Source organism: Corynebacterium sp. MSK310, assembly GCF_030227355.1.
Classification (GTDB): Bacteria; Actinomycetota; Actinomycetes; order Mycobacteriales; family Mycobacteriaceae; genus Corynebacterium; species Corynebacterium rhinophilum.
In genome coordinates this window covers 31,048-43,602 of sequence record NZ_JASPFZ010000007.1, presented here as the reverse complement: position 1 = coordinate 43,602, position 12,555 = coordinate 31,048, and the positions used below count along the sequence as shown (strand labels likewise).

The 12,555-nt window shown below is 57.5% G+C and carries 13 protein-coding genes and 1 pseudogene; 5 read left to right on the top strand and 9 right to left on the bottom strand.

The window, feature by feature from the left end; translation table 11 throughout:
* Positions 1-15: 15 nt before the first annotated feature.
* Both QP891_RS06780 and QP891_RS06775 read right to left on the bottom strand, forming a co-directional pair.
* Positions 16-2,247, bottom strand: a complete 2,232-nt coding sequence (locus tag QP891_RS06780; protein ID WP_284770793.1) for a DUF6049 family protein — start codon at positions 2,245-2,247, stop codon at positions 16-18.
* Positions 2,247-2,909 (bottom strand): annotated as a pseudogene (locus QP891_RS06775) (NUDIX hydrolase); the annotation flags it as partial. The pseudogene QP891_RS06775 and the gene QP891_RS06780, both read right to left, overlap by 1 nt.
* Positions 2,910-2,940: 31 nt before the next feature.
* On the opposite strand from QP891_RS06775, the gene QP891_RS06770 reads away from it, so the two are divergent.
* Genes QP891_RS06770 through QP891_RS06755 form a run of 4 tightly spaced genes read left to right on the top strand, consistent with a single transcriptional unit; the run spans position 2,941 to position 6,077 of the window.
* A complete protein-coding gene (locus tag QP891_RS06770; protein WP_284805938.1) occupies positions 2,941-4,377 on the top strand; it encodes a CCA tRNA nucleotidyltransferase in 1,437 nt (478 codons plus the stop codon).
* Positions 4,377-4,973, top strand: coding sequence for a YqgE/AlgH family protein (locus QP891_RS06765; protein ID WP_284770829.1), 597 nt, complete (start codon positions 4,377-4,379; stop codon positions 4,971-4,973). The genes QP891_RS06770 and QP891_RS06765 overlap by 1 nt, the downstream gene beginning before the upstream one ends.
* A 39-nt stretch (positions 4,974-5,012) precedes the next feature.
* Positions 5,013-5,744, top strand: coding sequence for an AzlC family ABC transporter permease (locus QP891_RS06760; protein ID WP_284770796.1), 732 nt, complete (start codon positions 5,013-5,015; stop codon positions 5,742-5,744).
* Positions 5,745-6,077, top strand: coding sequence for a branched-chain amino acid transporter permease (locus tag QP891_RS06755; protein ID WP_284770797.1), 333 nt, complete (start codon positions 5,745-5,747; stop codon positions 6,075-6,077). It abuts the gene before it with no gap.
* Positions 6,078-6,088: 11 nt separating this feature from the next.
* Here the strand turns inward: QP891_RS06755 and QP891_RS06750 are convergent, their stop codons facing one another.
* The 5 genes from QP891_RS06750 to QP891_RS06730 form a co-directional block, all read right to left on the bottom strand.
* Positions 6,089-6,397 (bottom strand): hypothetical protein, encoded by a 309-nt coding sequence (locus QP891_RS06750; protein WP_284770798.1) that lies wholly within the window; start codon positions 6,395-6,397, stop codon positions 6,089-6,091.
* Positions 6,398-6,403: 6 nt separating this feature from the next.
* Positions 6,404-7,378: a bile acid:sodium symporter family protein gene (locus tag QP891_RS06745; RefSeq protein ID WP_284770799.1), complete on the bottom strand. Its 975-nt coding sequence runs from the start codon at positions 7,376-7,378 to the stop codon at positions 6,404-6,406.
* A 131-nt stretch (positions 7,379-7,509) separates the two neighbouring features.
* Positions 7,510-7,875 carry a Rieske (2Fe-2S) protein gene (locus QP891_RS06740; protein WP_284770800.1) on the bottom strand — a complete coding sequence of 122 codons (366 nt, stop codon included), beginning with the start codon at positions 7,873-7,875 and terminating at the stop codon, positions 7,510-7,512.
* Between the two features lie 120 nt (positions 7,876-7,995).
* A complete protein-coding gene (locus tag QP891_RS06735) occupies positions 7,996-8,211 on the bottom strand; it encodes a catechol 1,2-dioxygenase (RefSeq protein ID WP_284770801.1) in 216 nt (71 codons plus the stop codon).
* A 306-nt stretch (positions 8,212-8,517) separates the two neighbouring features.
* Positions 8,518-8,994, bottom strand: coding sequence for an SdpI family protein (locus tag QP891_RS06730; RefSeq protein ID WP_284770802.1), 477 nt, complete (start codon positions 8,992-8,994; stop codon positions 8,518-8,520).
* 206 nt (positions 8,995-9,200) lie between these two features.
* Between QP891_RS06730 and QP891_RS06725 the strand changes: the two genes are divergently transcribed.
* A complete protein-coding gene (locus QP891_RS06725) occupies positions 9,201-10,412 on the top strand; it encodes a dicarboxylate/amino acid:cation symporter (RefSeq protein ID WP_284770803.1) in 1,212 nt (403 codons plus the stop codon).
* A gap of 95 nt (positions 10,413-10,507) precedes the next feature.
* Here the strand turns inward: QP891_RS06725 and trpA are convergent, their stop codons facing one another.
* Both trpA and trpB read right to left on the bottom strand, forming a co-directional pair.
* Positions 10,508-11,350 carry a tryptophan synthase subunit alpha gene (trpA, locus tag QP891_RS06720; RefSeq protein WP_284770804.1) on the bottom strand — a complete coding sequence of 281 codons (843 nt, stop codon included), beginning with the start codon at positions 11,348-11,350 and terminating at the stop codon, positions 10,508-10,510.
* A gap of 2 nt (positions 11,351-11,352) precedes the next feature.
* Positions 11,353-12,555, bottom strand: a complete 1,203-nt coding sequence (gene trpB / locus QP891_RS06715) for a tryptophan synthase subunit beta (protein ID WP_284770805.1) — start codon at positions 12,553-12,555, stop codon at positions 11,353-11,355.

The following is a 12,555-nucleotide window of genomic DNA, read 5'->3' as shown; positions in this document are numbered from 1 at the left end:
ATACAACTTCAACTTTTACTTTTCAGCCTTGTGATTTTTGCGTCGGTGACGGCCAAGCCGAAAGAGCGTAGCCAAAACCAGCACGAGAGCGCCGGCTATGCCGGCAGCGTATAAGGTTACGATACCGGCACGTGTCTGCACGGAGATAGTGATGGGCTGCGAAATGGTCTGATCTTTAGGAGTGGCCAGCCACAGCCCAATGTCCGTGCGATCCGCGTCCTTCGGCATATCAGCGGTCATGGATACAGTAATAGAGCCCTTAGCGGGAATACGGACGCTTTTGGGCGTGTTGAGCCGCGCGCCATCGGGGGCATCGTATTGCAGCTTTGCCTCCACCGGCAACGGCAGGCCATTTTCGGCCACGATGAGCAGCGGCGATGACTCAGATACGCGGGTATAAACATTTCCCGGGGGGATGAGGGAGACAGAATCGCGCAGATCCCGCAGCGTATTGGAGTGCATCTCCATGGTGCGGGAAAAGGACTCGCGCGCCGCGGCGTGGGTGCCCAAGCTATCGCGATTATTAAGCGATAACGAGTTGAGGAGATCGCGGCGCAGCGGCAGCACGAATTCGGAGCGCGTCATGGTGATATCAGGGTCATCGACCACGATATTCATCAGCTCATCGGTATAGCGCGCCTGTTGCTCAACGCGGGCCAATTCCGGCTCCGAAAAGACCGCCGGATCGATAAAGGGACTACCGGTAGGAGCGTTGGGATCGCCTTGTTGCAATTCCACCGCGCTGATCCCGCGGGGGCGGGAGTGGCCGGACTTGAGCAGGTCTTCCGCGGCGGCGAGTGCATGCTCGGCCGCGCTTGGGTCAAGGTAGTTTGGAAGCTTGGCCACGGTATCTTCCCCGCCCGCAAGGCTGAGGGCCGCCCCGCCCGTGATGGCGCGAGACAAAGCAGAATCTTTGGAGTAGTCATAGCGCAGCTCCGGGTTGGAATAACCAACCGTCTGTGGCTTGGAGCCGGTTTGGGATAGCAGGGCGCCAAGGGAGGCATCGAAAGTCGCGGCCTCGCCGGACCAGTTCGAATTATCCGCAACCAGGGATGGCACCGGCAATTTTTGGTCAATATAACCGGAACCTACCGCCAGGATATTGCTGGCTGGCGCCTTGCCCAGGATGCGCTCGATGGTCTGGTTGCCGCGCTGTAAACCTTCAAAGAGAAGGGCAGGATTATTGGCCCTAGCCACCGCAGAGGCATTCGCATTGGCCCAGGGCATGGCGATGAAACAATCCAACTCGCGCAGGCGCTCTAGCCACCGCTCGGCGTCATTTTTTGCCTCGCCTGGCTCTCCTTTGTCATCGTCACTGCTCCGCGACCAAGAATCGCGCAGGCGCTTGGGGCGATCGCCTTGCGCGGGGCGCGTGGAATTGACCGTATAGCCTTGCGACATGCGGTTGACGGTATCGAGCAGCGCGGGGTCGATGGCCACACAGCCGGCCCCCTGCAGGTCATGATCCTCGTAGGTAGAAACCAACGTATCGAGGCGGCCGCCTTCGTGCAGTTCGTGCCCTAACTCATCGGAGGACAAGATGAGCTCTTCTCCCCCAAGCCCGCCGGGGAGGATGTCCAGGTTCGCGCTGATGGGATAGACCACCGTGAGATCGTGCGGTTGGGGCTCTTCGGCTTCGTCGTGTTCTTCTTCTGGTGCCGCTTCTTCCGGTGCCGCGGCCGCCGCGACACCAGTCGGCTCTTCTCCGGAGAATTGGGCCACAAACCGCTCTTCCGCTAGGCTCACCGCATCGCCCTCGAGAGTACCGGTCAGGGTAAATAGCAGCGGATAGGCGCCCGGTTCATTGATTGCCAAGGTGCGCTCGGCATCTAAGCCACTGGGCACGGTAAAGCTTATTTCCCGGGTTTCACCTGGCTGCAGCGGTGCGGTGGTCATGCCAGAGCCATAATAAGGAAAATCACCGGTGGCCATTTCCGTACGCGCTTCTGCTGCATCAGCAACGCTATCGCCGCGGCGGCTCGTTACCTGCAGATCTTCCAAGGGCTGATCGGTGGGGTTATGCACGCGGAAGCGCAGCCGCATGTCAGTGCCTACGGTAAAGGGCTGGGCATCGATAAGATCCAGATCGGCGCGCTCCGGCCCGCGCGCGCCCAACCAGGCTTGGATATCCATCTGCTCGTCCGGAACAGAGTCCATTTGGGCCGCCGCGCTTGGTAAGAACAATCCCCAACCGGCAAGTACCGCGCAACCGCCAGCCGCGGCAAGTGATTTGAGGCGCTTGTGCATTAGCGTGGGGTCGCTTTCCCTGCGTCGGCTTCCTTTCGTGCGAGATCTGGGAGGAGATCGTGCGCGATGCGCGCGAGCTTGCGTTCGTCCGCGTACGCCAAGTGCTCGATGAGTTCAGAAACGGGAATCCAGGACACCTCGGTGACCTCTGGATCCTCATCATTCATGATGCCGTCCACAAAGCGCAGCAGGTGGTGGTGCACCGTCTTGTGAATGCGGACGCCATCAGAGACGAACCAATAATCGATCACGCCGAGGTCAGCGAAAACCTCGCCGGAAATACCGGTTTCTTCCCATACCTCGCGCTCTGCGGTGACCTCCTTGTCCTCGTCATTTTCCACGTGTCCCTTGGGCATGGACCACAATAAACGGCCGCGGCGGTCTAAGCGCCCAATCAGCGCTACGTAGACGCGGGACAGGTCCGCTTTACCGTTGCCATCGACGCACTCGGCGAGCCCAGAGATTACGAGCCCGCCCGCAGATGTCTCATCGCGGGTCTCCATGACGGTGGAGGTGCCGTGATTATTGCCACCGCGTTGCTGCCTGCGCTGCTGGTTAGTGCGGCGCGTGCGGTTATCCGGCCGCCGCCGGCGCCGGCGCCGGTTACGGCTACGGCCGCCTCCTTTGGAGGGGCCTTGCGCGGAGCCTTGTTCTTGGTTAGTCATCCCTGCCAATCGTAGTAGACTCTCACCCGTGAATTTTCAGGACACTCAGTTAATCGGCGTTCTTGCGCGCGCGGAGTCTACCGTGAACTCGCTCAGTGGCTTATTGAGCGGGCTGGTGGAGAAGTTCAGCGCGCGTGGACATGCCCTCTACCTTGTGGGCGGCTCGGTGCGCGATGCCCTCCTCGGCCGCTTGGGCAATGATCTGGACTTCACCACCCCAGCGCGCCCAGAGGTGGTCAAGGAAATCCTGGATGAGTGGGCCGAAACGGTATGGGATACCGGCATTGCCTATGGCACCGTATCCGCCGTGTACAAGGGCCAACAGATAGAAATCACCACCTTCCGCTCTGATTCCTATGATGGGCAGTCCCGCAACCCCGAGGTCATCTACGGCGATAGCCTGGAAGGCGATTTGGTCCGGCGCGATTTCAAGGTCAATGCCATGGCTATTGAGCTGCTTGCCGATGCCACCTTTGAGTTCCACGATCCTCTCGGCGGCCTTCACGATGTGGCCAATAAGGTGCTCGACACCCCGGATAAACCGGAAATCTCCTTCCACGATGATCCACTGCGGATGCTGCGTGCCGCGCGTTTTGCGTCCCAATTAGAGTTTCACGTGGCAGACCGCGTGGTTGCTGCCATGCGCGATATGGCGGCAGAGATCCAGCGCATTACGGTAGAGCGCGTTCAAGTGGAGCTGGATAAGCTCATATGCGGCAAAGCGCCGTGGGATGGCATCGACCTGTTGGTCAATACCGGGATTGCGGATTACATCTTCCCGGAGATCCCTGCCCTGCGCATGACCACGGACGAGCACGCACAGCACAAGGACGTATATGCGCATTCGTTGAAGGTACTGCGCCAGGCGATGGATCAAGAAGAAAACGGCCCCGACCTAGTATTGCGGTGGGCGGCATTGCTGCACGACATCGGCAAGCCCGATACCTTCGATAACACCGACGGCAAGGTTTCTTTCCACCACCACGAAGTGGTGGGCGCCAAGCTCACGCGGAAGCGGCTGCGGAAGCTGAAATACCCCAAGGCCACGACGGAAGATATTGGTCAGTTGGTCTACCTGCACATGCGCTTCCACGGCTTTGGGGAAAATCAATGGACCGATTCTGCCGTGCGGCGCTATGTTAACGACGCGGGTGATCTTCTCCCCCGCCTGCACAAGCTGGTGCGTGCCGATTGCACTACCCGCAATGCGAAAAAGGCGCGCCGCTTGCAGCGCACCTATGACCAGCTGGAGGAGCGAATTGCGGAGATCGGCCGCAAGGAAGACCTCGCACGGGTGCGCCCGGATCTAGATGGCAACGAGATCATGGAGATTTTGGGCCTCTCCCCTGGGCCCGAAGTGGGTCAGGCCTGGTCCTATTTGAAGGAAATGCGCTTGGAGTACGGCCCCCTCGAGCGGGAAGAAGCTATTGCGAAGTTGCGCCAGTGGTGGGAGTCTAAACAGTGATGTTTGCCGATAGATTATTTAACGCCCTCGAGCGCAACGAACCCGCCCCAGGGCAACTACTCGTGTCCGCACCGGGGATGCTGTCCCCGGAATTTGCCCGCTCCGTCATCCTGCTGGTTGAGCACAATGACATGATGACCTTCGGCGTGGACCTTACCAAGCGCTCAGAGGTGGCCATTTTTAACGTGCTTCCAGAATGGATGCCCGTCGTTGCTAAACCGCAGGCGCTGTATATCGGTGGCCCGCTCAACCAACAATCCGTCGTGGGCCTCGCGCAGACTAAGCAAGGCGTGGACCCAGATAAAGAAGAACAACTCAGCCGCCTTGCACCGCGCCTAGCGCACGTGGATCTGCGCTCCAACCCGGAAGATATCGAGCCGCTGGTTACCGGCATGCGCATGTTTGCCGGTTATGCCGAGTGGGGCCCCGGGCAGCTGGAGGAAGAAATCGAGGCCGGTGAATGGTTCGTGGCACCCGCCCTAGCGCAGGACGTGGTGGCCCCAGGCCCGGCCGATCTATGGGCCGATGTCATGAAACGCCAGCCCATGCCCCTGCCGCTGTATTCCACCTATCCCGTGAATGTGGATGATAATTAATTCCTAGGCGGCGGAAAGTGATCGGTTACACTAACCCGTATGCGCGAGGAAATCCACAAGGGCATTAAAGACACGTGGGCGGCGGCTCTCGGGCTAATTCCATTGGGCTTGGCGTTTGGCCTCTTGATGGTCCAATCCGGCTTTAGCTGGTGGTGGACGCCCATATTTTCCATCGTCATCTACGCCGGTTCTATGGAGTTTCTCGCCATTTCCATGGTTACCGGCGGAGTCTCCGCGCTCTCCTCGCTCCTTACCGGGTTTATGGTGAATTTCCGCCATATCTTCTATGGGCTAACGTTTCCCCGCAAGCGGATTAATTCCCCCGTGGGCAAGGCCTATTCCACCTATGCCCTCACGGATGAAACGTATGCCATCGTCTCGGCGCTGCCGCGCGAGGAGCGGCCTACCGGTATCCGCATTTTGAGTATTCAAATCTTTTGCCAAATTCTGTGGGTGGGTGGCGGACTCGTTGGTGCGCTCGCCGGCCAGGTAATCCCCTCCTCCGTCGAGGGAATGGAATTCGCCCTCGTCGCCCTATTCGTCGTTCTAGCGATGGACTCCTTCCGCAATAATCAGGATCTGTCCCTCCCGCTATCAGCCGCGGTCTTGGGCATTCTCGCAGCCTTCATTACCCCGGGGCAATTGCTGATGGTCTCCTTGAGCGCTTATTTCCTGTTGCTCATCATTCGCTATCTTTCTCCTCGCGTAGATAACGCGCTTACCTGGCGGCTGCAGCCGCTTGCCTCCACGACCGTGAAGGAGGAGAACTAAATGCCAGCTGGAGTCAGTTTAGGGGCGATTGCTGCGGTCCTTATCCCTGTAGGTATCGTGACCGTTTTATTGCGCGAGCTTTCCTTCTCCGCAAAGAAGTGGATGAAGGATAGCGAGTTCTTTTCGCTGCTGGGCATGATGATGCCCGTGGGAGTTATGACCATCTTGGTGGTCTATGCCGTTGCCGGACAGGCGGACGGCACGGGCGGTTTATGGCCAGTGTTGCTGGGTGTGTTGGTCACCGTCGGGCTGCACAGGTGGAAGCGGGATTCCGGATTGTCCATCTTCGGCGGTACTGCTTTCTACATGCTGCTGGTGAACGTGGTGCTTTAGTCCGCGCTTAGCTAAAGCCCAAACTTGGTGGTAGCTTCCGTCCACAGCGCGTCAAACTGTTCTTGGTCCATGTAGCGGGCGCTAATGTCTGGAAATTCATCGTAGGTATCGGGGTGCGGAACCATTTCTTGCGGCTTGTCCACGTTTCCCGTGGAACTATTTGGGGTCGCTACCCCGACGACGGAGTCCGCGGGGTCCAGAGCGATCATGCGGTGCATGCGGCAGCGCTGGGCATCGTGTTCTTCTAATTCTGCGAGGTGGACCGCTGAGCCCACTCCCGGGACGGAGAGTTCGGTGCGTACATAAAGGTAGTTAGCCATGGCCACCTAGTGTAGTTGTTCTTCGTCCTGCTGGGCGTACCGGGATGCCAACAAAGAACAAATCATCAGCTGCACCTGGTGGTAAATCATGAGTGGGAGAATCAAGAGCCCGAGCGATGTCGATCCGGAGGCAAAGATGACAGAGGCCATGGGAAGACCAGTGGCCAAGGACTTCTTAGAGCCACAGAATTGGATCGCAATGGTATCGGCGCGAGAAAACCCCAGTTTTCCAGAGATAAACCGCGTCAGCCACAACATGAAAATGACGAATGCCGCAGCGAATACGACGAGGAAGACAATCTCCCAAACAGAAATGGAGGACCAAATTCCATCGACCACGCCCTTGGAAAAGGCCGAATAGACCACCATGGCAATGGAGCCGCGGTCCACCACCTTTGTAGCCTTGCTTTGTGCGAGGTCCGCTATCCAACGTCGGGTTAATTGGCCCAGCACGAATGGAGCGAGGAGTAGGAGGGAGATTTCCCCAAAGACGGAGGTATCGATATGCAGCCCGGAACCGGTACCCATGAGAAGCATGACTAGGACTGGCGTGATAAAGACGCCGGCCAAGTTGGAGGTTGAGGCAGAGACAATGGCCCCAGATACGTTTCCCTTGGCAATGGAGGTAAACGCCACTGAGGACTGCACGGTGGACGGGACTAGCGTGAGGAATAGGATCCCCATGTACATATCGTCCGTAATGAACCCAGTGAGCGGCTGCAGTGCCAAGCCAACGAGGGGATAAATAACGAAGGTGAACGCGAGAATGGTGAGGTGGAGCCGCCAGTGCTTGAGCCCATTCAACGCCTCTTGGGTGGATAACCGCGCGCCATAGAGAAAAAATAACAGTGCGATCGCCACATTCGTCAGACTGCCAAAGACGTCAGCGAAGGTGCCGCGGGCCGGTGCAATGATCGCGATTGCCACGGCAATAAGAATGAGGACGATGAGCGGATCCGGCTTTTTGAGTCTGTGCAGCATGACCAAAAGTGTAAACCGTCGCGCGTGGTTCCACGAAAGGTTGTGGAGATAATTTTCTCCCGTGTACCCCTCTTAAGCCGCATAGTTTCACGTGAAACCATGCGGGTAGAAGGTGAGACATCCGCGGGTATTTACGCGGTAGTGACCTTTCCGCCCTCTTGGCTTACCTCAAACTCTTTGAGTGGGTCTCGGCCGGGCCCGTCGATCACCGAACCGTCTTGCAGGTTATAGGACGTATGATGCGCAGTGCAGGTGGCAGTCATACCATCGATTTCTGTAATGGGGTTTTGTTGGTGCGGGCAGGTTTGGGAGTAGGCTTTAAACTCTCCCTCTTGCGGCTGTGTGAAGATAACCCCATCGACGATGATCCCGGAGCCTACGGGAATGTCCGTAGCCGCGATCTCCGCGGGCGGTTCTGAGCCGCAGGCCGCGAGGTACGCACCTGCGAAAGTCGTAGCGGATCCGAGCAAAAACATGCGACGCGAACAAATAGCCATAGCCCCTACTCTATCCTGAATGGTTTAAGGTCGGAATATGATTTCGTCGGCGGGTAGTAATACTTGTGCGGAAATCATAATGTGGAAGTATCAGGTGCAGGTTTCACGTGAAACATACAATTAGGAAAAGTTACCGTTCCAGGTGGCGACGGAACCAGACTCGGTAGGTGTGAGTTCATAGGTGCCGGAATCGAGGCCTAGGTCATTAACAATGGGATGCGGGCCCTCCCTTCCTGCGGCTTGTGATTCCGGATTGACGCGTTGGGAGTCGGCGACATAAGAACCGATGCTAAAAGTGGACACGGCGATTGCGGCGAGAGCTGTTGTTTTCTTCATGCCACCCATTGTCTACCCTTGCCTGTGTTAGGTGTAGCGGCTGAGTGGCACTGTGCGGAACCTTTATGTGAGTTCTATGAGTTTCCACAGGAATTGCATTTAGTGGAGTGGAACCACTATAGCTAAAAACCAATATGGATGTTATAACCGAATTGGGTTTTTAATTTAGTTGTGACGAAACGAGCATGATTGCTCGTTTAGAACAATAACGTCACTGTGTCATAAAAAATCTCCCTCCCCTGTCCCTGTGTGTGGCGATTGCCGGACAGGAAAGGGAGGGAGAAAAGGAACGCGAAAGCTTATTATTTAATTATCAGAGTGTCGGGCGGCCTGGCGGAGTGCGCCCAGATCAACCTCGGGTTGGGTGGCGGAGTCAGTGGCGGCCTCTTCCCCACCGCAGCCGCCGGAGCCACAGTTGCAGCTATCGCCACAACCATCTTCGCCGGCATGTGCTTGCTCGTAAAGAAATGCTGCGCGCGATCCAAGGTTCGAACCGACGGAAAGCGCGAGGATCGCGATGACGAAAGTGGTGACCGGAATGAGCCACATCCAACCCTCCGCGCGGAAAGCTACGACGCCACCGAAAAGCAGCGATACTCCGCCTAGGGCCCAGAAGGGACCGGCGACCGCGTGGGCATTATCCCACGCTTCTCGCGACTTTCGGATTTCTTGTAAACGCAAGCCGATGTATTTATTGCCTGGCAACCGCTTGGTGGCGGCGAGTGCGCCCACCGCGATAAGGAAAACGGCAAGGACTAAAAATATGATTCCCACTGCGACCATATCCTTAGTTTAATCCTGCAACACCATATTGGAAATTAAGCTACGGGGCTTGTGTCTTAAATATAAGGCGGCTCGGGTAATATTCAATTTGGATCGATCGATAGATATTCGCTCGGTTTTGCACCTGCACCACGTTGTTTCTCCTTCCGCTGGACCGCACCCACGTGCGTTCTCGGACTGGGAACACCTAACCTGATTGTGATTGCATGAATCTCAAGAAAATAGCGGACTCTCTCCTTTTCCGCATCGTTCTCGCCATCGTGCTTGGCATCGTCGTTAGCCTTTTTGCGCCCGAATGGTTCGGTCGAGCCTTTGCCACGTTTAACGGGCTATTTGGTAACTTCCTCAATTTCTTCATTCCTGTCTTGATTTTTGCCCTTGTCGCCCCGGCGATCGCCGGTCTAGGCAAGGGCGCTGGAAAATGGTTGGGGGTTACGGCGGGCATCGCCTATGGCTCCACCATTCTTGCGGGGTTGATTGCCTATGGCTTGGCACAGTGGCTCTATCCCTCGATGTTGGCGGGCCAAACCCTAGTAACCAACGTGTCGGACGTGGACGAAGGCTCCCTCTCCCCTTATTTCGAGGTGGAGATGGCACCACCGTTTGAGGTGATGACGGCGCTATTGCTCTCCTTCTGCATTGGTGTCGCTATGACGACGGTGAAGTCCGATACGCTCTACACCGTCACTAAGGAACTGGAAAATGTGGTGGTTAAGGTCATTTGGGGATTCGTTATTCCCATTTTGCCGTTCTACATTTTCGGCATGTTCCTTGGCCTGGGTATGAATGGCAATATTGGAGATGTCCTCTCTGCCTTTGCGAAGGTACTGATCCTGGCAGTGGTTATGACGCTGGTGTACCTCGTGCTCCAGTACGTGGTTGCCGGTGCAATCGCAGGGAAGAACCCTTTTAAGGCGCTGCGGAATATGCTTCCGGCTTACTTCACGGCACTGGGCACGTCTTCTTCTGCGGCAACCATTCCGGTCTCCCTGGAGTCCAGCTTGCGCAACGGCATTTCGAAGCCGGTCGCGAGCTTCGTGATCCCGCTGTGCGCGACGATCCATCTGTCCGGCTCCATGATGAAGCTGACGCTTTACGCATTCGCCATCGTCTTTATGGCCAATATGGATATCAGCACTGGTACCGGCCTAGGCTTTATCTTCCTGTTGGGAATCATGATGATCGCCGCACCAGGCGTGCCGGGTGGTGCCGTTATGGTGGCCGTTGGTCTATTGGCGGACATGATGGGCTTTGATGACGGAATGGTGGCGTTGATGATCGCCGCTTATATCGCGATCGACTCCGTCGGTACCGCAGCAAACGTTACTGGCGATGGTGCCATCGCGATGGTGGTTGATAAGTTTGCCCGCGATAAGGTCGATACTCTCAATGAAGAAGAGGCAGAGACTGCGGCCTAGTTTCACGTGAAACAATTGAGCCCCCTGGCTTCCCCACCCAACAAATTTGGGAGGAAGCCAGGGGGCTTTTTGTGGCGCCACCGTTCGGACGCGCCCTATTTCTTGGTCGCTTCCTTCATCCCGGCGATGAATTCGGTCAGCTCCGCATGCAAGGCATTCGCATCATTGATCGTCCCGGCGGCACCGGTTTCACGTGAAACATGGCGGTCAATAATCTTGGTAATGGCGGAGCCGGTAATGGCGCCCGCAGCGTTTGCAGCGATGGCATCGGCGACGTGCTGTGGCGAAGAAATACCGAAACCGAGCAGCACCGGTGGACCATCGAAGCGCTGAATGCTGGCAACCACCTCATCGAGGCCAGTGGTCTCAGATTCTTTCTCGGTTCCCGTCACGCCATCGCGGGAGATCGCGTAAATATATCCCTGCGAATGCTTGGCGACGCCGGCAAGCGTGCGTTCAGCGGCCCGCGCGGGTGCGATGAAGATGGGGTCGATTCCGGCTTCCTTTGCCGCGGCGATGAAAGGGGCGCCTTCGCGTACGGGGACATCGGGAAGCAAAATGCTATCGGCGCCAGCTTCCGCGAACTCCGCATAGAATTGCTCCACCCCGCGGGCGAAGGCAACGTTGCCATAGATCAACATGCCGATGGGCAGATCAGGGAACTCGGTGCGAATCGTCCGCACCTGTTCCAAAGCACTATCAAGGGTTGCTCCCCCATCGAGGGCGCGGATATGGGAGGCCTGGATGGTGGGGCCATCCGCCACTGGATCGGAGAAGGGGACGCCGAGCTCCAGAGCGTCCGCCCCGGCGGCGACTGCGGTGCGGATGATATCCAGGCTAGCCTCAGGAGTTGGATCGCCCAGCATGATGAAAGGTACAAACGCGCCTTCCTTCTTCTCACTCAACGCGGCAAAAAGTTTATCGTAACGGCTGCCCATGATTAGTTCTCCTTGAGTTGCAGTTCGGGCTGGGAATCCAGGGTGTGGCGGACATGGTCGATGTCCTTATCGCCCCGGCCGGAAAGTGATACGAGGATGGTGATGTCCTCGTCCTTGCGCTTCAGTGCATAGGCCAGGGCGTGGGAGGATTCGAGGGCGGGAATGATGCCCTCCTTTTTGGACAACAGTTGGAAGGCCTGTAGAGCCTCTGCATCTGTGATCCCCACATATTTAGCGCGACCGGTGGCGTGCAGGTGCGCGTGCTGTGGGCCCACGCCGGGGTAATCCAAGCCGGCGGAAATGGAATAGGATTCTTCCACCTGGCCGTCAGAATTGCGCATGAGGTAACTGCGCGCGCCGTGGAGGATGCCCACGGTGCCGTTGTTAATGGTGGCACCGTGTTCCCCGGAATCGAGGCCCGCGCCGCCTGGCTCAGCACCTACCAATTCCGCTTCTTCTTCGTCGATGAAATCTGCGAACATGCCGATTGCGTTGGAACCGCCGCCCACACAGGCGACGACGAGATCGGGCAGGCTGCCCGTCTTCTCGAGGAGCTGCGCCTTGGCCTCGGTGGAGATGACGCGGTGGAATTCACGCACAATCGTGGGAAATGGGTGTGGGCCGGCGGCGGTGCCGAGTAGGTAGTGCGATTCATGGAAAGTAGCGGTCCAATCGCGCAGCGCCTCGTTGACGGCATCCTTCAACGTCCCGGAGCCGGTATCGACGGGGATGACCTTTGCGCCCATGAGTTCCATGCGGAAGACGTTGGGTTGCTGGCGCTGGACATCCTTGGCGCCCATGTAGACCACACACTCGAGATCGAGCAGCGCACAGGCCAAAGCGGTCGCCGTGCCGTGCTGGCCCGCGCCGGTCTCGGCGATGATTCGCTTCTTGCCCATGCGCTTAGCCAAAAGGGCTTGGCCAAGCACCTGGTTCGTCTTATGGGCCCCGCCGTGGACGAGGTCCTCGCGCTTCAAGAAAATCCGCGCATTGCCGCCGAGCTTCTTAACCTCGGTGACGGGGGTCGGACGGCCTAGGTAATCGCGCAGCAATCCGGCGAGTTCTTCGCGGAAGCTGGGATCATTCTGGGCATCGACAAAAGCCTGCTCCAATTGATCCAATGCGGGGATGAGGGATTCCGGAACGTATTGTCCGCCGAATTCCCCGAAGTATGCGGGAAGGAGTGTTTCACGTGAATCGGGCAT

Coding starts and splice junctions, on each gene's coding strand:
- QP891_RS06730 (WP_284770802.1), bottom strand. CDS start 8,994: ATGGTCGCAGTGGGAATCATATTTTTAGTCCTTGCCGTTTTCCTTATC.
- QP891_RS06780 (WP_284770793.1), bottom strand. CDS start 2,247: ATGCACAAGCGCCTCAAATCACTTGCCGCGGCTGGCGGTTGCGCGGTA.
- QP891_RS06765 (WP_284770829.1), top strand. CDS start 4,377: ATGTTTGCCGATAGATTATTTAACGCCCTCGAGCGCAACGAACCCGCC.
- QP891_RS06740 (WP_284770800.1), bottom strand. CDS start 7,875: ATGGCTATTTGTTCGCGTCGCATGTTTTTGCTCGGATCCGCTACGACT.
- QP891_RS06755 (WP_284770797.1), top strand. CDS start 5,745: ATGCCAGCTGGAGTCAGTTTAGGGGCGATTGCTGCGGTCCTTATCCCT.
- QP891_RS06750 (WP_284770798.1), bottom strand. CDS start 6,397: ATGGCTAACTACCTTTATGTACGCACCGAACTCTCCGTCCCGGGAGTG.
- QP891_RS06745 (WP_284770799.1), bottom strand. CDS start 7,378: ATGCTGCACAGACTCAAAAAGCCGGATCCGCTCATCGTCCTCATTCTT.
- QP891_RS06735 (WP_284770801.1), bottom strand. CDS start 8,211: ATGAAGAAAACAACAGCTCTCGCCGCAATCGCCGTGTCCACTTTTAGC.
- QP891_RS06725 (WP_284770803.1), top strand. CDS start 9,201: ATGAATCTCAAGAAAATAGCGGACTCTCTCCTTTTCCGCATCGTTCTC.
- trpA (WP_284770804.1), bottom strand. CDS start 11,350: ATGGGCAGCCGTTACGATAAACTTTTTGCCGCGTTGAGTGAGAAGAAG.
- trpB (WP_284770805.1), bottom strand. CDS start 12,555: ATGCCCGATTCACGTGAAACACTCCTTCCCGCATACTTCGGGGAATTC.
- QP891_RS06760 (WP_284770796.1), top strand. CDS start 5,013: ATGCGCGAGGAAATCCACAAGGGCATTAAAGACACGTGGGCGGCGGCT.